The organism is Marivita hallyeonensis (assembly GCF_900129875.1).
GTDB classification, from domain to species: Bacteria; Pseudomonadota; Alphaproteobacteria; order Rhodobacterales; family Rhodobacteraceae; genus Marivita; species Marivita hallyeonensis.
Genome location: NZ_FQXC01000005.1, coordinates 1 through 20,309 on the forward strand (window position 1 = coordinate 1; position 20,309 = coordinate 20,309).

Sequence of the window (20,309 nt, forward strand, 5' to 3'; positions counted from 1 at the left end):
GAAGACGAAGGTCTCCGTCAGCGGCTCTTTTGCGCGGGCTTTTCCCGCGCCGGTGGGGTTCGAAGGGGAGGCTTGCCGCCCCTCGCAAGGTCCCGGGTCATCCGCGCCAGCGTATGACATGGGTCGCCTTGCTGTTTCCTCAGACCGCATGGCGGTTCTCCTCCGCGCTCGGGGCAACATCCTGCGGAAGACACGATGCGCTCTGCGTCTGACGCGGTGCAAAAGACGCGATGCGGGGTGCGGGCGACGCGGCGCATGCGTCATCCTGCGCTTGACGGATGACATCCCGCAGAAGACGCAACTGCGCCTGCCATTCCGCGCTGTCAGCCGGGGCCGGTGTCCGTGCTGGAAGCCAGTAGCCCAAGTGATGCTCATGCGGTGACAGGGGCAGGCTGCGGTCCAGCGTGGTCATGCCTTCCCGGGCCAGCCGTGCATCCCAGTCCCGGACAAAGCAGATGCCCCTCGAGACAAACACCAGGTCTGGGCGCGTTCCGCCGGATTGCCCTTCATCGGGTAAATCCGGCGCGGACGCGCGCGCCTGTTCTTTTCTAAGTTCTTGTTCTCTGTTCGGGGGGCGATCCTGTCCCCCTTTGCCGGACAGGTCTGTCCCGCTTTGCGGACAGGAGTGTCCCCCTTTGGCGCGGCTAAGCGGGACAACCTTGTCCCCCTCCCGGCGGCGCTCGGTAGCCCGTTTCAGGGCCGCTTCGGTCGGGCGGTAGCGCGAGGATTTCCCCTTGTTGGTCCCGCGCTCCACGGTCATGTAGCCTGCCGCCTCGACCTTGTTCAAGGCGCGCTTGACCGACTTGGCGTGCTTGCCGATGGCCGCGCCGATGGTCTCGAAAGACGGGCGGCTCTCGCCGGTCGCGTGGTCTGCATGCGCCAGTGCCAGGTAGAGGGCGACCCGCAGGGCGTTGTCGTCCAGCTCGTGGTCCGTGACCATCTCCAGCAGGTATTGCAGCTTGATCTTGCAGAAGGGCAGAACCTCAGACATCGGCCCCTCCAGCAATTGCGGTCACGGGCGCGATCTGATATCCATATCTAGCAAAGTTTTCGGTTTGGCCGTTGACGCGGGTGCCAGCCCAGTCAGCGGCCTTTCGGTTTCTAGGCTCCCTGAAACGGTTCGCCAGAGGCCCGAAAAGCCCAATCAAATCAAGGGGCGGGGTTTTCCGGTTCGCCAGCGCAAGCCGTTGATTTCCCTCACCCCGCACAGTCCTACACGGCTCACCACTGAATCCAGTAAGTTAGACAAACGTCACGTATTGCGACTCGCGCTTGGATAAGCGTTACGTGAGCATGCGCTCAGTTTTGTCAGGGCAGCAGGTTCTCTTCTCCAAGTAGCCATCGCTGAGCCTCCGAATTGCGGGACGTTCCATTCCAGTTGGTGGGCCATGTTCGGCGGGATGCTCCACAAAGGTTGCCAGTCCCTCTCACCCTACGGTTTTCGAGGTGGGGCATGCACCGCAATTGATCGATGCCACGTCAGAGGCAGCTGGCATCTAGCGGTTTTGACGTCGTTGGGCATCAAATCATTCGGGCTGCTCAACAATCCCATCAGCCAGCATGTCGTACACGTCAGTGTCCCCGAATCCAAGTTCACTCAGAACGGACTTGGTATCTGCGCCCAGCCGTCGTGGGAGTTCGCTTGTCCCGCCGGGTTCGGTTCTGAATGGCAAACCAACAAAGCCGGCTGGACCGCGTGTTGCAAAGGCTCGGTCCTTCGCAGGCGGAAGATCAAGCGCCTCTGCCAAGCTGCGCAAGCGTGCGCAGGGGACGCCGGCGGCTAGCAAAATTTCTTCCCACGCATGTGCGGTTTTGGTCCGCAACACAGCAGTCAAATCTTCGACAAGTGCGCTTCTGTTCTTGTCACGCTCTTCAGGCGCCGCAAACCTTGGATCTCTCAGCCAGTCTGATCGCCCAATCGCCACTGCCAGTGCACGGAACTGCGGTTCCTCATTGACGCCAAGGCTGAGATGTCCGTCTTGGCAAGGGAATGTGCCAGAGGACGGCGACCTGCTGTTGGCGGCATTGCCGCGTGGTTGGGGCTCTGTGCCTGTCAGGCGGTAATCGGTGATTGTCGAGCTCATCAACGCAAAGGCCGTTTCCAGCATCGACACATCCACGAAAGCGCCTTCGCCGCTGTGGCTGCGCGACATCAGTGCGGACATGACCCCCAATGCCCCGGCCAACCCGGTGGCGTAGTCAATGATCGGCGCTCCCGTGCGGATTGGGCCGGTTTCCTGTGTGCCGGTCAGTGCCATCAAGCCGCTGATTGCCTGTATGTTCACGTCATAGGCCGGGGAGCCAGACATTGGATTGTCACGCCCGTACCCCGTCATCGCGCAGTGGATGAGGCGCGGATTGATGTCGCGCGTGTGGCGCTCAGTCAGGTTCAACCGCTCAAGCGTCGAAGGGCGATGGTTTTCCACCAGCACATCTGCGGAGCGAAGCAGGCGCTCGAAAACCTCGCGGCCCTTGGGCGTTTCAAGATCAACGGACAATGATTTCTTACCCGCCCCTTGGGTCAGGAACGCGGTGCTCATTCCTTGGGATGCGCGGGCGGCGTCGCTGCCACCCCGGTGGCGCATTGCGTCGCCACGACCGGGGCGTTCGACCTTGATCACTTCGGCGCCGAGTTGCCCGAGGTAGTAGGCACATGCCGGGCCGGCCAGCACATGCGTCCAGTCGATCACCCGTATCCCGTGCAGTGCAGCAACCATCACGCGTCCCTCAAGGCAACGGCACGCGCCTGTTTGTTCACGCTGCGAATGCGCGCAAACATCGCCGCGAGGCCGATCAGCAGGAATGTGAGCGCAATGGGGCGGGTGACAAAGATCATCAATCCGTTGTCACTCAGAAGCAGCGCCTGCCGAAACGCCTCTTCCGCGCCGCCTGCCAGCACGAAGGAGATCACGAACGCGGCAGGGTTGAAATCGAGCTTGCGCATGGCCCAGCCGGCAAAGCCCGCCGCCACCATGACATAAACATCGAACAGGTTGCCGCGCGATGTATAGGCTGCGACGAACGACGTCAGAAAGATAACGGGATAAAGCACCTGCGTCGGAACACGCATGATTAACCGGCCCACATAGGCCGCGCCGAAGTAACCTATGACGCCGTACATGACGATGCCGATCAGCCCGCACGCAAACAGCGCAAACACCAGATCACGGCTTGTCAGGAACATCGTTGGGCCGATCTGGATGCCGTGGATCAGGAACACACCGATCAGGATCGCGCCGATGGTTGAACCCGGAATGCCCAGCGTCAGCAAGGGAGCCATTGACGGACCGCTGACCGCGTTGTTGGCCGCCTCCGGTGCCGCCACGCCCTCTAACGCGCCGTGTCCCCACTCATCGGGGTTCTTCGCAAGCCGTTTGCCTTCGCCGTAGGCCACAAAGGCCGCAATGGCAGAGCCGAGACCGGGGAGCATTCCGATGAATGCGCCGATGAAGGATGATCGTATGACATGCGGCATACAGGGTTTGTATTCTGCCCAAGTGAGACGATTGCGGGCGGCATCGCTGTCACCGGTCGGAACCATGCGGGTTTTGACGCCGCGCTCTTCGATTTGGGAGAACACCTCGCCCAGCACGAAGATTCCGATCATCAGAGGCACCAGCGAAATGCCATTTGTCAGATCAAAACTGCCGAAAGTGAAGCGTTCTGTCGAACTGATCGGATCGAGGCCAATCATGGCAACCAGGACGCCCAGTGCCGCCGATGCAAGGCCCCGCGTTACGGATTTGCCGATGACCGACCCGATTACGATGAACGCGGCGAAATAGACGGCGAACAACTCCGGCGGCCCAAGTTTCAGGGCGATGGCCGCGATCCATGCAACGCCAATGATTAGCAGGATCTCTCCGGTAAAGTCACCGATCACGGACGAGATCGTCGCGACCTTCATAGCCTTGCCCGCCTTTCCCTGTCGTGCCAGCGGATAGCCATCCAGCTGCGTCGCCGCTGACGCTGCCGTGCCGGGGGTGTTGAACAAGATCGCGGCGATCGAGCCGCCGTAGCGCCCCGATTTGCCGATCACATAGAGAAACGCGAGGGCGGGCAGTGGTTCCATGTAAAAGGTGAGCGGAAGCAACATGGCAATCGCGGCGGATGCCGTAAGACCGGGGATAGCCCCGACGATCATTCCGACAATTGCAGCTAGAAAAACCCAGCCCAAAAGAACGGGATCACTTAGAACGGTGGCGAGGCCCACAAAGATGTCCACGCCTCAATACCCCCCGATAATATCAAGGAGGTCGAACCACCGTCCCAACGGGGGAAAGACGCCCAACGCAACAAAGAACACGGTGTGATAGATGGCGGGGCACAACACTGCCGCTGCACACAGGCCAATCGGATTGCGCACACCGAAGATGTAGAGCGCCAGAGGTGCGGCTACTGTGGTGCTCAGCAGATACCCAACAACGGAAATCGACCAGACATAGGCAATAGATAAAAGAAGGAGCGCCAAAATCGCAGGTAGGTGGCGACGGTCAGACGGTTCGGATGGTTTCGCCCCCCAAAGCTCCACAACTCCAAGCACGAGCAACGATAGTGACCCTGCCAACGGAAAGAAGCGCGCGCCCCAGCGTCCGTATTGATCCAGCCCGATGCTCATGCTCGTGACGGTGGCGCCAATCCCGATCAGGATCAGCGCCACGCCGACGGCACGCGAGGCGGGAGCGGCCTGCGGTGACACGTCCTAGCCCTGCGACTTCAGCGCATCGATGACCGGTTGGGTTTCTTCCTGCATCTGGCGCAAACGCGCTTCAGTCTCCGCGCCGCTGAGAAAGGCGGGTACGTTTCCACGCTCCAGCATCAAGGCAGCGAACTGCTCCGTTTCGGTGATTGCCTTCAAGGCCGCTTCCATTCCGCTGATGATCTCGGGATCGGTGCCCTTCGGCGCGAAGAAGACAATCGGTGAGGACACGGCAACATAGTCAAAGCCAAGCTCTTCCAGCGTCGGGACATCGTCGCGCACCGCATCGCGTTCCGGTGCAGCCAGCGCGAGCACGCGCAATTCGTTTTCGAACCCGGCCGCCTGCTGAATGCCGACAAAGGCAAAATCCACCTGCTCGCCGATCACGGCGGCGCGTGTGGGCCCGCCGCCTTTGAAAGGCACGTCCTGCGCCTCCAGATCGTTGCGGTTCAGGAAGCTTTGGCCCGCGACCTGATGGAACCCACCGCGTCCGTTATGCGCCCAGCGAAGTGAACCTGGGTTCGCCTTCGCTGCGTCGACCAGATCCTGCACCGTCTGGAAGGGGCTGTTGGCGGGCACGATGACGGCTGGTGTCAGATTGCCGATTTGCGCGATGATCTCGAAACTGTCGAACGGGTTCACATCCGTGTCGCGCAACATCGAGGTCAGCAGGAAGGATCCCGCCGATGTCACCATGACGGTGTTGCCGTCGGGCCGGGCGGCTGCCGCCTCTGTTGCGCCCGTGATGCCGGACGAGCCGGGCTTGTTCACGATTACCAGCGGAACTGGCAAGATGCCTTCTGCAGAGGCTGCCGCCGCACGCGCCAGGGCGTCGGTACCGCCACCGGCGGAATACGGCAAAATCGCATTGATCGGGCGACGCGGTGCCCATTCTGCCAGAGCCGGGCCAGCGGCCAGAACAGCAGAGGCAGACAACCCTGCTTTGATAAAGTCACGTCTTTCCATGATGTCCTCCCACAGACGTCGGCACCGCTTTTGCGCGCCGAAAAAGGTGTTGCTGGAGCTTAGCAAACGGCGCATCGTATAAAAAACGCAATTATCGCATCTATAATTCGAAAAAGTAGAACTATGAACATCCGGTCTTTGCGCATCTTCGTCTATGTCATGGAAGAGGGGACGCTTGCCCGCGCTGCTGACCGGATGAACCTCAGCCAATCCGCTGCAAGCCGTCAGCTTGTGCTGCTAGAGCAGGAATACGACGTCACGCTCTTCAGCCGCGCGCAAAAGCGACTGATCCCGACGCCGGAAGCGGAAAAGTTCTATCCCGAGGCGCTGAGCCTTCTGGCCCAGATTGACGAACTTCCATCCGTGTTAGGCCAAATGCGGAAGGATGTGCGCCCACCGCTGCGGATCGTGTCACAGACCCGCATTGCAAATGGACTTGTGCTTCCCTCTATCGCGGAGTTCGCGGCGTCGTATCCCGACCATCCGGTCAAACTGGAAATCATGTTGCGCCGCGATCTGGGTCGCCGGATCATGCACCAGAAATTTGATGTGTGTGTCTCGGCGCTGCCCTTGCCCGTGGAGAAGCTAGAGCCGATACCCCTTGGCGCGGCAACTCTTTGCATCGCTTTGTCTCGCAATCACCCCTTGGCAACGAGACCTGTCCTCGGACCACGCGACCTTCGCGATGTGCCCTACATTGCCTTGGATGAAACAACGGTGTTGCGCCGCCTTATCGAGCGCGAAGTGTCCGGTCTTACCAAACCCGCATACGAGGTGTCCGTCGGCACCGCCGCTTACCGGCTTGTCCATAAAGGGCTTGGGTTCGCCTTCGCCGATCCCGTGTCACTCGATCCTGAATTGGCGGAAGGCGTTGCTTTGGTGCCATGGGAGCGAAAGCTGACCATCGAGTTTGGTTACTTCGTAGCCGAGGGAAAGGAAAACAATCGCGTGTCTCACGCGTTGGGCGGCATCTTGGAGCGGCAGTTCCAATTGAAATCACGGCAGTTCGAAGATTTAGAAAATGGCAATGATCCTTAGCTGAAAATGATCACATCCAACTGAGTGTTTACCAGAAAACCGTGCGACCATGGCCGGTTCGGCGTTTCAGTGATCAAGTTTGGTCACCGAAGCCCACCAAGCCTCAACTTCGGCCAAGTCGACGCGCTCGCGAAGGCCGATTCCAACAAGCGCGGGCGGTGCTGATCCGGTGTTCGGTGTGATTTCGATGTTCTGGCCCACGACTTGCACGCCCCATTTTGCTCCTGCGCTGTCCACAACCAAGCCTTTGACGCGAAAAAGCCCGGTGGGGCGACGGGCCAGCGCGTGATGCAGAGCAGTCTTGTCAATGCCGGCTACCTCCTGGCTGACCCATGCTGTGTAATCGGGATGCCTTGCCGCGCGTTCGGGTACTGTCGCAGGTACCGGGTCGGACAGCATGAGTTTAAACACCGCATATAAATGCGGTTCTTGCAGAATGGGCGCACTGGTGAGTTCGACCAGACACGTCTCCAAGTTGTCTGACACCTGTTTGGTGATGACGACAAGGTCTGCCTTTGACACTTGGTTGCGGACTTGCGGGCCGATCAGAGGGTCGCGGGCCAAGGCGTCAAATTCCTGACCATCGACCAGCGTCAGAATTCCCGCATAGCGCATGTCGGGTTCCGCTTGTGCGGCGGTGGCGATACGCGATGGATCCGCGACGCCGCTGGCCTCGACGATCAAGTGATCGGGTCGTGGGCGGCGGTCCAACGCGTCTCCAAGCGCCAGGAACAGGTCCGACCCCATTGTACAGCACACGCAGCCATTGGTCAGTGCGATGGTGTCTTCGTCTTTCGACGCAAGCAGCGCGGCGTCGATGTTGATGGCCCCGAAATCATTGACAATGATCATCAGGCGCAACCCGTGATCTCCGGCCAGCAGTTGGTTGATGAATGTGGTTTTTCCGGCTCCGAGGTAGCCAGAGATCACAGTCATCGGCAAAGGTATCATAACAGTGTTGCCCGTCCACCGAAGACCGTTCCAAGAATGCGGATGTCCTTTAGTCTTGTCGGGTCTTCCTCAAGCGGGTTCGCCTCGAGAACAGCAAAATCCGCACGTTTACCGACCGAAATAGAGCCGATCTCGTCATCAAATTTCAAGGTTTTCGCCGCGCCCATCGTGATTGCGTAAAGCGCCTCTGAAACCGATATACGCTGCGCAGCGCCAAGCACTTTACCGGTCATCGTCTGTCGGTTGACCGCGCACCACGCGGTGAAAAGCGGCCCCATCGGAGTGACCGGCGCGTCCGAATGGATACCGACCGTGAGTCCCGCGTCCAATGCAGATCGCACAGCGTCCATCCGTTCTGCGCGATCTTTGCCAATGGTCAACGCGACGTGTTGATCCCCGAAATACCATAGATGGTTGGCAAAAAGGTTCACCGAGACGCCAAGTTCGGCACAGCGCCGGAATTGCGCTTCATCCATCATCTGTCCGTGTTGCAGCACGTGCCCGTGGTCCGGCCATGAGGCATGGCGCATCGCCTTGGCCAAGGCGTCAATCACCACTTCGGACGCCTCATCGCCGTTGACGTGGATATGCATCTGCACCCCAGCAGCATGGAGGGCGGTACAGGTCGCATAAATCTGATCTGGCGCCATGTTCCAGATGCCGTTTGGCTGCCCGCCGACGTAACCGGGCCATTTGACCCGCGCGGTCCACCCCTGAATGGACCCATCGGTCATGAGCTTCACTGCGCCGAGGCGCACCTTATCCGTGGACTTCGCTTTCAATGCCAAAGCCCGCGTGGCAATGGCCGCCGGATCACCGCTGGCTGCCAGAGCGGGTATGATGCGCAGTGGAAATTCGGCCTCGCCTGTGACTGACAGCATCACATCAAGGTCTTCTTCCTCAAGCTGCGAAAACAGGTCAGTCACGGTCGTGACCCCCGCCCGTGTGGCCACCTGTGCATAAGACCGGATCGCGCTTTCTTTCTGCGACAGAGCGCGAAAATCTATGCCCAACCGCCGCATGATCGGAAACATTGCAGCCATTTCCTGCAGCTCACCTGTGGGCTTGCCATCGGGGCCTTTGACAACACCTTCCGCATTGGTGGTTTCCGAGTATCCCACCATGTCGAGCGCTGCGGAATTCACGCACATCAGATGGAAATTCGAATACAGAATCGCGATGGGGCGCGTAGTGGACACCTTGTCGAGATGCGCGCGGCTGAGGCGGTCATCGGGTAGAAAGATCGGATCGAAACCCCAACCGATCAGCGGCTCATCGGCAGGCAGCCTGTCTTCAATCTCGGCCAGGCGCGCGACGACATCCTCGAGCGATGCGAGCCCGGTCCAAAGGCGTCCCTCAGGGTCGATACGGTCATGGTAGCCGGTATACGCAAACTCCCAAATCGCGCCGGCGAGCATATGCGCATGGCCTTCGACAAGGCCGGGCATCAGCACCGCGTCAGCGAGCGAAGCATCACGCGTTACGTCACCCCATTGATCAGCGCAGGTCGCGTCACCAACCGCCAGAATGCGCCCATCGCGCACTGCGACATGGGTGGCGTTCGGTACATTCGGGTCCATGGTAACGATTGATTTTGCTTGAAAAAGCGTGATGTCTGACATTGGGGACCCCGAAGCTACACATTGCTAGGACTACAGCAGAATCTCGGGAAGACAACGGATTTGACTGTCGCTCTGCCTCAGATTGACGAGCTGGGGTTAGGCAGCCCGCGCAGGTATTCGACGAAGTGCCGTGTCGGCCCGACCATGTGATCACGCCGCCAGATTGCTGTCGTTGTGAGGCGCTCGGTCACGTCCTCAATTGGAATTATGACCAGACCGGGCGGCAGCCCGCAGCACACTTTTTCAGTCAGCACTGTGACCCCCATTCCACAAGACACGAGGCCAAAAATCCCCGCCGTATTGAAGGCTTCTTGCACAATGCGGGGCGTGAACCCGGCTCGACGGCACAGCGGGATCAGGAAATCATAAAAATGCTGCCAATCGGTTGAGCTGCCATGCACGAAATCCTCGTTCGCAAGTTCTGCAAGTTGGATCGACTGGCGTACGGCTAGGCGATGACTGTCCGCACAGACACAGACAAAGGCCTCTGTTTGTACGGGATGTTCCTCGTAGCCGTTTTTGTTCACGGGCCCGGTGACAAACCCGATGTCGAGTTGACCCTCGGCCAAACGGTTCAACTGCATCAGGGTCACACCGTGCTGGGGTTTGAGGGTAATCTGGCGCTGGCGTTCCTGGAAATCCTTGAGAAGGGTCGGCAATGGGCCTGCTATCGCAAAATCCGTATAACCGATGCGCAGGGTTCCGACCCGGCCGTTATGGGCATTGCGTACGTCTTCGGTGGCCCGGTGCATCAGGTTCAGGATTTCATTGGACCGCTCCAGAAACACCTGACCGGCCGGTGTGATTTGAACGTTTCGGTTCGACCTGACAAACAAGGCCACGCCCAATTCAGTTTCCAAGGTTTGGATCGCTCGACTGAGCGCCGGTTGCGCGATCCCAAGCCGGTCTGCCGCGCGCCGGAAATGCAACTCTTCCGCGACGGCCACAAAGTAGCGCACCAGGCGAAGATCAGATCGCATGATGCCGATTGGGTATCAAAAGTGTCATAATTGATATTATGCCCACACGGCATCCCATGCAAAGCTGAAAGAAAAAAACAGATGGACAACAAGGAGAATGATCATGGGATTTCACACCAGAACGCTCGGCGCGGTGATGGCGCTTACGATGTCGACCGCAGCGGTTTCGGCGCAGGACATCACGATGAACGTGGGATTTGGCGCACCCGAGGATTCGCTCTACGGCCGCTTCGGCGCGATTTTCGAGGAACTGGCCGAGCAATACACGGACGGCGCGGTCGATGTTCGCCTGCGTTGCTGCAACCAGGTGGCGACCGAAGACGAAGGTTTCCGCGCGATGCAATTGGGCACTGTGGACGGCTTCTTCATCACGGCCAATAACGTTTCGCCGCATTGGCCGCTGATGGATGTGACGGTGCTGCCATATATATTCCAGAACACCGACCACCTTGCGCGCGTCGTGGATGGTGAAGTTGGCGATTTCATTCGGTCACAGCTTTTGGCCGACACCGGTGTGCATCTGCTGAGCTTTGGCCCGGCACTGTATCGTGATTTCTACAACTCGGTTCGTCCGGTGAACACGATGGCGGATATGGCAGGTCTGAAAGTCCGCACACCGAACAATTCTGTTATGCTCCAGACATTCGAGGCCTTTGGTGCGAACCCCGTGCCGCTTGCATGGTCCGAAACCCCGACTGCGTTGCAGACGGGCACGGTGGATGGTGGCGACAACGGAACGTCTTTCATCCGCGACATGAGCTTCTACGAATTCATGCCGAACTTGGTGATCCTGGAACACTTCGTGTCGATGGCCCCGCTATTCGCGTCTTCCAGCTTCATGGACCGCCTGAGCGAAGAACAGCGCGAGCAGATCATGCGCGCCGCGGTCGACGCGGGCAACCGGTTCAGCGAAGAGGTTCGCACTGAAACGGAAGAGGTACGCCAGTGGCTTGCCACCGAAGGCGGCATGACCCGCACTGACCCCGACCGCACGGACTTTATCGCGGCAGCCCAAAAAGTTCAGCAGGCCGTCGCGGCCGAGCGGGGCGAAGAATTTGTTGAACTGGTCAACATGATCAACGCCGCTGCCGAATAAACGCGACGGGCGAGAGCCGAAAACAGGCTCTCGCCCAATATCGACTGGGGGCAGGTCATGGCCGTTCTGCGATGGCTCGAAAAACACTTTGAAGAAGCGTTGTGTTGCATTGCGCTGTCGATCATCGCAGTAGCGGTTATCTCGCAGGTTCTGGCGCGCTACGTGTTCGAAGTGGCCCTGCACTGGACAGAAGAGACCGCCGCGATCTGCATGGTCTGGGCAGTTTACATGGGCGCATCCCTGTGCGTCCGCGAACGGTTCCACATCCGCATTCTGGTCGCGGTTCAGGCCCTGCCCCCAAGGGTCGGGCGCTATACGATCTTTATGGCAGACCTCGCCTGGGCCGCATTCAGTATCATCATGATCCGGGTCAGTTGGGAGTACCTGACCGTCCTTTGGAAGTTCCCGTCCCGAAGCCCAAGCCTCGGGATTAACGAGTTTTACCCTCAGACCATTCTGGTGATCGGCTACGGCCTGATGCTCGCCCGGCTGATCCAGACATACGTGCTTTGGTATCGCAACGGGGCGCACGGGTTGCCTGGCATGCTGGTGGAAGATGGCGATGCCGTGGATGAGGAGCACTTGTTTTGAACGAGCTCTCAATCCTCGCGATCACCTTTGTCGTTTTGACGCTGATCGGCGTTCCGTTGTTTGCCGCCGTAGGGCTGACAACAGCGTTGGCGCTGTTCCTGATCGACATCCCGTACACCTTGCTGGCGCAGACAGGATATAACAGCCTGACACCCTTTCCTCTGTTGACCATCCCCTTGTTCGTTCTGGCCGGGAGGTTGATGGAAACCGGCGGCATGGCGAACCGCATGATCGGGATTGCAACCAAGCTGGTGGGCGCATATCGCGGCTCCATGGGGCTGGTAACAGTATTTGCCTGCATGCTCTTCGGCGCGTTGTCCGGGTCCGGCCCCGCTACGACCGCTGCCATCGGATCGGCAACTGTTCCCGCGATGAAGAGAGAGGGATACGACGTGCCCTTCGCCGCCGCCATTACGGCGAGCGCTGGCGCGTTGGGAAGCCTGATCCCACCGTCGAACCTGATGATCATCTACGGTCTGGTCTCTGAAACCTCGATACCGCGTCTGTTTCTGGCGGGCATCATTCCCGGCTTCATCGTGACCACGCTTCTGATGATGACCACTTACATCATCGCCCGTCGTCGCGGGTATGGGGGTGGTGGCGACGCGTTCACGTGGGGACCGTTCCTGAGTGCGGCTTGGGAAGGCAAGTGGTCTATAGGTGCGCCGGTTCTGATCCTCGGCGGTATCTACGGCGGCATCTTCACCCCGACCGAAGCGGCAGGTGTTGCGGTGTTCTACGCGCTGTTCGTCGGCTTGTTCATCTACCGCGAACTGACCATGCGCAAAGTCCTTGAGGCCCTGCGCTTCACGGCCCTTCTGACCGGTATCCTGATCCTGCTGACACCGACGCTCGCCTTCGGACAGCTTACCGCATTCTACGACGTTCCCGCTGCGGTTCAGGCGGGGATCACGTCGATCACCACCAGCCCATTCCTCGTCCTGATGCTGATCGGCATCTTCTACATCTTCATTGGCACCTTCATGGAGAGCCTTGCACAGATCGTGCTGTTCACGGCCGTGTTCCTGCCGCTTGTCGTGTCGCTGGGTATCGACCCGGTTCTCTTCGGTATCTTTACCGTCATCACGTGCGAAATCGGATTCCTTACGCCGCCGTTGGGGGCGAACCTGACCATCGCGTCGCGTATCTCAAAAATCTCGCTCGAACGCATTTCGGTGGCGGTGCTGCCGTTTATCGGAGCGTATATCGTTGGGATGATCATCCTGATCCTATTCCCCGACCTAACTCTTTTCCTCCCCAACTGGGTCTACGGACCTGCATCCGTGAGGTAGCCGATGTTCGATCTGATCCTGAAGGGCGGAGAGGTGTTTGATGGCAGTGGCACGGCTGGCAAGATCGCCGATGTCGGCATCAAGGACGGGATAATCGTTGAGGTTGGCACTATCAACGACGACACAGGGGCCAAGGTGATCGATGTGTCCGGCCTTGCGGTGTCGCCGGGTTTTATCGATATGCACACGCATTCGGACTTTACCCTGATCGCCGATGGCCGCGCCGAAAGCCAGGTGCATCAGGGCGTGACCACCGAAGTCATCGGCCAATGCGGCATCTCTTGTGCACCGGTCTGTTCGCATGACGCAATCCGGCAGGTCTCCCCGTGGTTCACCGAAAAAGCCAAACACCGCAAATGGCTGGGATTTGGCGAATACCTCGACGTGCTTGACGACACCGATCTGGGTGTGAACGTGGTGGCCTTCGTGGGCCACGGCACCATCCACCGTGCAGTTCTGGGCGGTGATCTTCATCCAGGCGAGCCCGATGACGTCGCCAAGATGGCCAAGCTTGTCGATCAATGCATGGAGGAAGGGGCCGGGGGCTTTTCATCCGGCCTGGAATACTTCCCCGGCAGTCTTGCCGCTCCCGATCACCTTGTCCCGATGGTCGAGGTCGCGGCGAAATACGGACGGCTCTACGCAACCCATGTGCGCAACCGCGACACTGAATATGATCTGGGGTTCACCGAAGCCATGAGCACCGCGCGTCAGGCTGGGGCGCGGCTGCAGATCAGCCATATTCAGCCCAAGTACGGTGCGCCGAGCCACGCAATGCAACACACGCTTGAGATGATCGATATTGCGCGCACGCATGATGCCGACATTGCATTTGATGTGATCCCGCATGACTGGAACCACACGCTGATGGCTGCGATCCTGCCGAAATGGGCGCAGGCGGGCGGGATCGACGATGTCCTGAAACGGCTTGCCGATCCAGAGGCGCGCGAACGGATCAAAGCCAACCCGAAGCCGATGTGGTTGATTGTCAAAGCGCGGCAATGGAAAGACATCATTCTGCTGAACGCCACCGAAAATAAAGATCTGGTCGGTGCGACCTTCGACGAAATTGGACGGATGCGCGGCGTTGATCCCTATGACGCGGTCCTCGATATCCTGCTTGAGGAAGGTGAGAACATGATGGCCACGATGTGGTCTTCAAAGAGCTTTCAGAACGTGGATATCGATCTGTGCCTTGAGCAACCGGAATGTGCCGTGATCTCAGACACAGTCGCGATCGCCAACGATGGCATTCTGAGCGACCATATCGGTTCTCTCAGTGGCTATGGCTGGGCGGCCCGGTTCCTTCAACACTATGTCAGGGACAGAGGCGTATTAAGCCTGTCGCAAGCCATCGCCAAGATCACAGGCGTGCCGGCGGATCGGTTGGGATTGAAGGGACGGGGCAAGCTCCAAAAAGGGTACCACGCCGATATCTGCGTTTTCGACCCGGCCGCGATCTCAAGCAATGCCACGGCGCGTCATCCCCGTCGGTATGCCTCGGGCATTGCCCATGTTTTGGTAAATGGCAGCTTGTCCATGCACAACGGGAAACGCACGGCAAACAACACAGGCGTCGTCCTGCGCGAATTCCAATAGGTCGGATAAAGGCGGCACGCGCATCCAGCGCTTTTTGCCCCGGCGCGGAGAGCGTGCGATGATTGATGTCGCACGGTGCGCTGGTTTCAGGATGCATTGATTTCCGCCGTATCGCGTAATTCTCGGCTCTGAAAGCGGAGTGGCGACATGGGCGATCTTTCTTGGCTGACCGACGCGCAGATAGCGCCTCTGGAACCTTTCTTTCCGAAACCTCACAACAAGCGTCGGGTTGATGACAAGCGCGTTTTGAGCGGGATAATCTTCATCAGCCGCAATGGCTCAAGGTGGTGCGATGCGCCTGCTGCCTATGGCCCGCACAAGACGCACTACAGTCGTTGGAAGCGTTGGAGCGAGAAAGGCATCTTCGTGCGAATTTTGGTGGGCCCGGCCGCTGAGCACGGCAAACGGAAGACGGTGATGATCGTCGCGACCTTCCTCAAGACACACTGAACAACCACCTGCGTGGGCGTGAAGTTCGGAGCGCCACAAACCGATCCAGTGAATCGTTTTACAGACGGACGGGGCATGGACGCCTGATTGGTCGAACCAAGGGTGGCATGAATACGAAATTGTACACACTCTGCGGCAGCCAGGGACGACCTCTCGATCTGTTCCTCACCGCCTGGCAGGTCAGTGAATATATCGGCGGACGCATGTTCCATAGCATGCGCTATAATCGTTTACTGTTCAACCAGACGCACCAACAATCAAATAGTCCACTTCGTCCCGGACGCAGTGGCGGTTGCGCTCGTTGCATTGATACCTACATCCTGCGGATTGATGCGCCAAAAGCCGTCGTCGGTTTGGGCAGCTGCTTCGAGATAACTCAGCAACATAAAGTCCGTTTGCGCGTTCGGTTGCATGACTTGTTGTTTGCACAGTCTCTTGTAGAGAAAACAGTATGCCCCCACCATCTCGATCCTCAGGGTGGATTTGTTCGTGTTACTTTTCCGATTGGCTGGATCATTCTTGTATTCCATCATCGCCCCCATCTCGCTGTCGGCACCGACGGTTGGGTTGTTTGCGTGTTGTTGTTTGATGGCCTGAACGCGCCCGCCATAAGTTTCGCTTCCCTTGCGGTGATGGTGGCCTGAAACAACAACTGCGAGACCCCGACGTTTCAACTCATTGGCGTTTGCAGCGCCGTAGGGATTAACGCCCGCAGAATACATCACCTGATTGATTGAGTCGGCGAGCAGGTGATCACGGTTCGTCTTGTGGCCTTTGCCCCAGGGCGCGGTTCGGCTGGTCAGCTTGCCGTACTCCTCGACATCCCATCTGGCCAATTCTCCACTCGTTCGATCTTCGCGCTGATAAGACAGAACATTTCCCGTCAGCGGATCGACAACCTGTTTTGCGGCGGCCATCTCGGTTTGTCGGCCCGCGCATTTGAACCGGATAAACTGCGTATGGTTCAGCGTTACCGTTTTTTGGATCGCGTTCTGAGGGATATTGTAGTTTTGCAATCGGCCGTGGAGGTTCTGAAGGTTCGCTCCATAATGTATCTTTCCGTCTATAATGGTGATTTCCATGCGGTGGCCTCGCCAAAATCTTGAAGCAGGACGATCGACGTAAAAATGGGTGCGGCCTCGGTTCGCCGCGCCAAGTCCATTCTATACTACCAAAAAAGACGCGGCTTTTCATCAAGGATCCGGATTGACTTGCATTATCCGCGCGTGTCCCGGGCGTGTGTCCCGATTTGCGGGATTTTTCAAAGAATCAGTTGCGCCCATCTTGAGAACCGTTCGCAACTACCTAGTTAGTTGCGAGTGATTTGCATCTACAGGGCGAAAGCCTGTATATCTCATCGGGAGGTTCCAAGAATGAAGAAGCTTTTCCTTGCTGTGTCTGTCTCTGCCGTGACGGCTGCCTTCGCCGGGCAGGCGTGGGCGGACGACAAGATGAAGGTGGTTACCACTTTCACCGTGATCGCGGATATGGCGTCGAATGTGGCTGGCGACGCGGCCGAAGTCGTGTCGGTGACCAAGCCCGGCGCGGAAATCCACGGATACGAGCCGACGCCGCAGGACATCGTCCGCGCGTCGAATGCCGATCTGATCCTGTGGAACGGTATGAACCTCGAGCTTTGGTTCGAGCAGTTCCTTTCGAACCTCGGGGATGTGCCGTCCGTGACAGTCTCCGAAGGCATCGACCCGATCTCGATCTCGTCCGGCAGCTACGAAGGCAAACCCAACCCGCATGCCTGGATGGGTCTCGATAATGCGCTGATCTATATCGACAATATCGTCACGGCATTCTCAGAGCAGGACCCCGAAAATGCCGAGATCTACCGCGCGAATGCGGAGGCCTACAAGGAACAGCTGCGCGCCACGCTCCAGCCTCTGCGTGACGAAATCGCGTCCATTCCGGTGGACCAGCGCTGGCTCGTGACCTGTGAGGGCGCGTTCAGCTACCTTGCCCGGGATTTCGGGATGAAAGAGCTTTACCTCTGGCCGATGAATGCCGACCAGAACGGCACGCCACAACAGGTGCGCGCGGTGATTGACGGGGTGCGGGACAACAACATTCCAGTCGTGTTCTGCGAGAGCACAGTGAACACCGCCCCTGCGGAACAGGTCGCGCGAGAGACAGGTGCCGCCTATGGCGGCGTCCTGTATGTCGACTCGCTCAGCGAAGCGGACGGTCCTGTGCCCACCTATCTCGATTTGCTCACCGTGACCTCGCGCACCGTCGCGGAGGGCCTGACCGCTGCCACGAACTAGGCGCGGCCTATATTGAAAGTTGGTGGACCTGCGGTGCGCGCATCGCAGGTTCGCGCGTTTCCGGCCCCTTGGGGCCATTAAGTCGAAGGATACCGTCATGCTTGACGCCCAAAACGCAACGATTGACGCACCGGACTCCGAACCCGGCGGTGCGGGCTTGTCGGCGCACGACGTCACGGTGACCTATCGCAACGGGCACACCGCACTGTGGGATGCGACCTTCGAGATCCCACGTGGTACGGTCACGGCTTTGGTCGGCATCAACGGGGCGGGCAAATCCACGTTGTTCAAGGCGATCATGGGATTTGTGCCCGCGGCCAAAGGACAGATCCGCATCCTTGGCATGACGGTGAAAGAGGCATTGGCGAAGAACCTCGTGGCCTATGTTCCCCAATCCGAAGAGGTCGACTGGGCCTTTCCGGTTCTCGTCGAAGACGTGGTCATGATGGGTCGTTACGGCCATATGGGCTTTCTGCGCCGCCCTGCAGCGGCCGATCACACCGCCGTTGATGAGGCGCTCCGCCGGGTGAACATGCAGGACTTCCGCCATCGCCAGATCGGCGAGCTGTCCGGTGGTCAGCGCAAACGTGTGTTCCTTGCCCGCGCATTGGCGCAGGACGGGCAGGTGATCCTGCTGGACGAGCCGTTCACCGGCGTTGACGTAAAAACCGAGGACCAGATCGTCGCCCTCCTGCGCGAATTGCGGGACGAAGGCCGCGTGATGCTGGTCTCGACGCACAACCTTGGGTCGGTGCCCGAGTTCTGTGACCGCACGATCCTCGTCAAAGGCACCGTGCTGTGTCACGGCCCGACTGAGACGACCTTCACGCGCGAGAACCTCGAAGCTGCGTTCGGTGGCGTGTTGCGCCACTTCACGCTGGGCGGCGAAGCGCTGCACGACGATGAGGACGCGCGCGAGATCACGATTTTCACCGACGACGAACGGCCGTTTGTGCAATACGGCGAAATCACCCAAAAAACGGATCCAGACGCATGATCGACCTCCTGCTGGAGCCGTTCACCTACAGCTACATGACAAATGCCATGTGGGTGTCCGCGCTTGTGGGGGCGGTCTGCGCATTCCTGTCGGCTTATTTGATGCTCAAGGGCTGGTCGCTGATTGGTGACGCGCTGGCGCATTCCGTTGTACCGGGTGTGGCTGGAGCCTACATCCTCGGTCTGCCGTTCGCCCTGGGGGCCTTCATTGCCGGAGGGCTGGCAGCCGGGGGCATGCTCTTTCTGTCCGAACGGTCGGGTCTCAAGCCCGATGTCATCATTGGCCTGATCTTCACGTCCTTCTTCGGGCTCGGCCTGTTCATGGTCTCGCTCAATCCGATGTCGGTTTCGGTTCAGACAATCACGATGGGCAACATCCTTGCCATCACGCCAGAGGATACGCTGCAACTAGCGATCATCGGGGTTGTGTCGCTCGTGGTGCTATTGGCGAAGTGGAAAGACCTGATGGTCACCTTCTTCGACGAAAACCACGCCCGCGCCATAGGGTTGCGACCCGGCCTCTTGAAGGCGATCTTCTTTGTCCTGCTTTCGGCCTCGGTCGTGGCAGCGATGCAGACGGTGGGGGCGTTTCTCGTCATTGCGATGGTGGTGACCCCGGGCGCCACGGCCTACCTGCTCTGTGATCGGTTCCCGCGCCTGATCCTCTTGTCGGTGACGATCGGAGCGCTGAGCAGTTTCTTCGGGGCCTACATCAGCTACTTCCTCGACGGCGCGACGGGCGGGATCATCGTCACACTGCAAACGCTGGTGTTTCTTCTGGCGTTCGTTTTCGCGCCCAAGCACGGGCTTCTGGCGGCGAAACGCAAGGCCAGAGCCGCGCTGGAAAAAAGCGCGGGTCAGACACGGGTCACTCATCGCCCCGCGCAAGAGGGTCTCTGATGGACGTCGAAACGCTTCTCCTGCCGTTCCGCTTCGCCTTCATGCAGAACGCGTTCCTGATCTCGATCATGGTCGCGGTGCCGACGGCGCTCCTGTCGTGTTTTCTGGTGCTCAAAGGCTGGGCGCTGATGGGCGATGCGGTCAGTCACGCTGTCCTGCCGGGCATTGTGCTGGCTTACATCCTCGGTTTGCCGCTGATCGTCGGGGCCTTTGCCGCAGGCATGACCTGCGCCCTCGCGACCGGGTATCTGGCGAACAACAGCAGGGTGAAACAGGACACCGTGATGGGGGTCGTGTTTTCGGGCATGTTTGGTCTGGGGATCGTCCTCTACGTCTCGGTTGAGACGAATGCCCATCTCGATCACATCCTGTTCGGCAACATGCTCGGCGTCGGGGCAAGCGATCTGTGGACCGCCGGGATCATCTCGGCCCTCGTCGCCCTGGTCCTGATCCTGAAGTGGAAAGACCTGCTCTTGCACAGCTTCGATCCGGCGCAGGCGCAGGCTTCGGGTCTCTACGTCAACGTGCTTCATTACGGGCTGCTGGCGGCGCTGTCGCTGACCATCGTTGCGACGCTGTCGGCCGTTGGCCTTATCCTCGCCATTGGCTTGCTGATCGCACCGGGGGCGATTGCCTTCCTGCTGGTGCGCCAGTTCTCGACCATGCTCTGGGTCTCGGTTCTGGTTTGCGTCGCGTCAATGCTCGCAGGAACCTATCTGAGCTTCTTCCTCGACAGCGCACCCGCCCCGACCATTGTGTTGATCTTGACAGTGCTGTTCTTGGCGGCGTTCGTCCGCCGCCAGATGCTCACCCGTCGGGCGTCCAGACTGAAGGTGCGCAAGGCGTAACGTCCGTT

General features: G+C 59.1%; 18 protein-coding genes and 1 pseudogene. 10 read left to right on the forward strand and 9 right to left on the reverse strand.

Features of this window, described 5'->3' with window-relative positions:
* Positions 1-139: 139 nt before the first annotated feature.
* From BUA42_RS16185 to BUA42_RS16205, 5 genes are all read right to left on the reverse strand, one after another.
* Positions 140-991 carry a helix-turn-helix domain-containing protein gene (locus BUA42_RS16185; protein ID WP_072779378.1) on the reverse strand — a complete coding sequence of 284 codons (852 nt, stop codon included), beginning with the start codon at positions 989-991 and terminating at the stop codon, positions 140-142.
* Positions 992-1,526: 535 nt separating this feature from the next.
* Positions 1,527-2,717, reverse strand: coding sequence for a CaiB/BaiF CoA transferase family protein (locus BUA42_RS16190; protein WP_072779379.1), 1,191 nt, complete (start codon positions 2,715-2,717; stop codon positions 1,527-1,529).
* Positions 2,717-4,225 carry a tripartite tricarboxylate transporter permease gene (locus BUA42_RS16195; RefSeq protein WP_072779380.1) on the reverse strand — a complete coding sequence of 503 codons (1,509 nt, stop codon included), beginning with the start codon at positions 4,223-4,225 and terminating at the stop codon, positions 2,717-2,719. Before BUA42_RS16195 ends, BUA42_RS16190 begins: the two co-directional genes overlap by 1 nt.
* 3 nt (positions 4,226-4,228) lie before the next feature.
* A complete protein-coding gene (locus BUA42_RS16200; RefSeq protein WP_072779381.1) occupies positions 4,229-4,699 on the reverse strand; it encodes a tripartite tricarboxylate transporter TctB family protein in 471 nt (156 codons plus the stop codon).
* A 3-nt stretch (positions 4,700-4,702) separates the two neighbouring features.
* Positions 4,703-5,665 (reverse strand): Bug family tripartite tricarboxylate transporter substrate binding protein, encoded by a 963-nt coding sequence (locus BUA42_RS16205; protein ID WP_072779382.1) that lies wholly within the window; start codon positions 5,663-5,665, stop codon positions 4,703-4,705.
* 123 nt (positions 5,666-5,788) lie between these two features.
* Here BUA42_RS16205 and BUA42_RS16210 point away from each other — a divergent pair, with 123 nt between their 5' ends.
* Positions 5,789-6,703 (forward strand): LysR family transcriptional regulator, encoded by a 915-nt coding sequence (locus BUA42_RS16210; RefSeq protein ID WP_072779383.1) that lies wholly within the window; start codon positions 5,789-5,791, stop codon positions 6,701-6,703.
* A gap of 66 nt (positions 6,704-6,769) precedes the next feature.
* On the opposite strand, the gene BUA42_RS16215 is transcribed toward BUA42_RS16210, so the two are convergent.
* The 3 genes from BUA42_RS16215 to BUA42_RS16225 form a co-directional block, all read right to left on the reverse strand.
* Positions 6,770-7,639, reverse strand: coding sequence for a CobW family GTP-binding protein (locus BUA42_RS16215; protein WP_245819040.1), 870 nt, complete (start codon positions 7,637-7,639; stop codon positions 6,770-6,772).
* An 11-nt stretch (positions 7,640-7,650) separates the two neighbouring features.
* The gene (locus BUA42_RS16220) at positions 7,651-9,234 is read right to left on the reverse strand and encodes an amidohydrolase (RefSeq protein ID WP_245819041.1); all 1,584 of its coding nucleotides are present in this window, start codon (positions 9,232-9,234) and stop codon (positions 7,651-7,653) included.
* A 119-nt stretch (positions 9,235-9,353) separates the two neighbouring features.
* Complete coding sequence (locus tag BUA42_RS16225) at positions 9,354-10,256, reverse strand: LysR family transcriptional regulator (RefSeq protein WP_072779386.1); 903 nt, start codon at positions 10,254-10,256, stop codon at positions 9,354-9,356.
* Between the two features lie 103 nt (positions 10,257-10,359).
* Here BUA42_RS16225 and BUA42_RS16230 point away from each other — a divergent pair, with 103 nt between their 5' ends.
* From BUA42_RS16230 to BUA42_RS20880, 5 genes and pseudogenes are all read left to right on the forward strand, one after another.
* The gene (locus BUA42_RS16230) at positions 10,360-11,352 is read left to right on the forward strand and encodes a TRAP transporter substrate-binding protein (RefSeq protein ID WP_084066285.1); all 993 of its coding nucleotides are present in this window, start codon (positions 10,360-10,362) and stop codon (positions 11,350-11,352) included.
* Between the two features lie 57 nt (positions 11,353-11,409).
* A complete protein-coding gene (locus BUA42_RS16235; RefSeq protein WP_072779388.1) occupies positions 11,410-11,943 on the forward strand; it encodes a TRAP transporter small permease in 534 nt (177 codons plus the stop codon).
* Positions 11,940-13,235 carry a TRAP transporter large permease gene (locus BUA42_RS16240; RefSeq protein WP_072779389.1) on the forward strand — a complete coding sequence of 432 codons (1,296 nt, stop codon included), beginning with the start codon at positions 11,940-11,942 and terminating at the stop codon, positions 13,233-13,235. The genes BUA42_RS16235 and BUA42_RS16240 overlap by 4 nt, the downstream gene beginning before the upstream one ends.
* Before the next feature lie 3 nt (positions 13,236-13,238).
* A complete protein-coding gene (locus BUA42_RS16245) occupies positions 13,239-14,834 on the forward strand; it encodes an N-acyl-D-amino-acid deacylase family protein (protein ID WP_072779390.1) in 1,596 nt (531 codons plus the stop codon).
* Positions 14,835-14,981: 147 nt separating this feature from the next.
* Positions 14,982-15,481: pseudogene (locus tag BUA42_RS20880) on the forward strand (transposase); the annotation flags it as partial.
* Between the two features lie 60 nt (positions 15,482-15,541).
* Here BUA42_RS20880 and BUA42_RS21225 read toward each other — a convergent pair.
* Entirely contained in the window at positions 15,542-16,366 is an 825-nt protein-coding gene (locus BUA42_RS21225) for a hypothetical protein (protein WP_072779392.1), read from the reverse strand.
* Positions 16,367-16,657: 291 nt separating this feature from the next.
* Here BUA42_RS21225 and BUA42_RS16260 point away from each other — a divergent pair, with 291 nt between their 5' ends.
* The 4 genes from BUA42_RS16260 to BUA42_RS16275 all read left to right on the forward strand — a co-directional run bounded on the left by BUA42_RS16260 (position 16,658) and on the right by BUA42_RS16275 (position 20,301).
* Positions 16,658-17,557 carry a metal ABC transporter substrate-binding protein gene (locus tag BUA42_RS16260; RefSeq protein ID WP_072779393.1) on the forward strand — a complete coding sequence of 300 codons (900 nt, stop codon included), beginning with the start codon at positions 16,658-16,660 and terminating at the stop codon, positions 17,555-17,557.
* A gap of 97 nt (positions 17,558-17,654) precedes the next feature.
* Positions 17,655-18,554: a manganese/iron ABC transporter ATP-binding protein gene (locus BUA42_RS16265; protein ID WP_072779394.1), complete on the forward strand. Its 900-nt coding sequence runs from the start codon at positions 17,655-17,657 to the stop codon at positions 18,552-18,554.
* Positions 18,551-19,453 carry a metal ABC transporter permease gene (locus tag BUA42_RS16270; RefSeq protein WP_178346921.1) on the forward strand — a complete coding sequence of 301 codons (903 nt, stop codon included), beginning with the start codon at positions 18,551-18,553 and terminating at the stop codon, positions 19,451-19,453. Before BUA42_RS16265 ends, BUA42_RS16270 begins: the two co-directional genes overlap by 4 nt.
* Positions 19,453-20,301 (forward strand): metal ABC transporter permease, encoded by an 849-nt coding sequence (locus BUA42_RS16275; protein ID WP_072779395.1) that lies wholly within the window; start codon positions 19,453-19,455, stop codon positions 20,299-20,301. The genes BUA42_RS16270 and BUA42_RS16275 overlap by 1 nt, the downstream gene beginning before the upstream one ends.
* The last annotated feature ends 8 nt before the right edge of the window (positions 20,302-20,309 follow it).

Coding starts and splice junctions, on each gene's coding strand:
- BUA42_RS16185 (WP_072779378.1), bottom strand. CDS start 991: ATGTCTGAGGTTCTGCCCTTCTGCAAGATCAAGCTGCAATACCTGCTG.
- BUA42_RS16190 (WP_072779379.1), bottom strand. CDS start 2,717: ATGGTTGCTGCACTGCACGGGATACGGGTGATCGACTGGACGCATGTG.
- BUA42_RS16205 (WP_072779382.1), bottom strand. CDS start 5,665: ATGGAAAGACGTGACTTTATCAAAGCAGGGTTGTCTGCCTCTGCTGTT.
- BUA42_RS16210 (WP_072779383.1), top strand. CDS start 5,789: ATGAACATCCGGTCTTTGCGCATCTTCGTCTATGTCATGGAAGAGGGG.
- BUA42_RS16215 (WP_245819040.1), bottom strand. CDS start 7,639: ATGACTGTGATCTCTGGCTACCTCGGAGCCGGAAAAACCACATTCATC.
- BUA42_RS16220 (WP_245819041.1), bottom strand. CDS start 9,234: ATGGACCCGAATGTACCGAACGCCACCCATGTCGCAGTGCGCGATGGG.
- BUA42_RS16225 (WP_072779386.1), bottom strand. CDS start 10,256: ATGCGATCTGATCTTCGCCTGGTGCGCTACTTTGTGGCCGTCGCGGAA.
- BUA42_RS16230 (WP_084066285.1), top strand. CDS start 10,360: ATGGGATTTCACACCAGAACGCTCGGCGCGGTGATGGCGCTTACGATG.
- BUA42_RS16235 (WP_072779388.1), top strand. CDS start 11,410: ATGGCCGTTCTGCGATGGCTCGAAAAACACTTTGAAGAAGCGTTGTGT.
- BUA42_RS16245 (WP_072779390.1), top strand. CDS start 13,239: ATGTTCGATCTGATCCTGAAGGGCGGAGAGGTGTTTGATGGCAGTGGC.
- BUA42_RS21225 (WP_072779392.1), bottom strand. CDS start 16,366: ATGGAAATCACCATTATAGACGGAAAGATACATTATGGAGCGAACCTT.
- BUA42_RS16260 (WP_072779393.1), top strand. CDS start 16,658: ATGAAGAAGCTTTTCCTTGCTGTGTCTGTCTCTGCCGTGACGGCTGCC.
- BUA42_RS16265 (WP_072779394.1), top strand. CDS start 17,655: ATGCTTGACGCCCAAAACGCAACGATTGACGCACCGGACTCCGAACCC.
- BUA42_RS16270 (WP_178346921.1), top strand. CDS start 18,551: ATGATCGACCTCCTGCTGGAGCCGTTCACCTACAGCTACATGACAAAT.
- BUA42_RS16275 (WP_072779395.1), top strand. CDS start 19,453: ATGGACGTCGAAACGCTTCTCCTGCCGTTCCGCTTCGCCTTCATGCAG.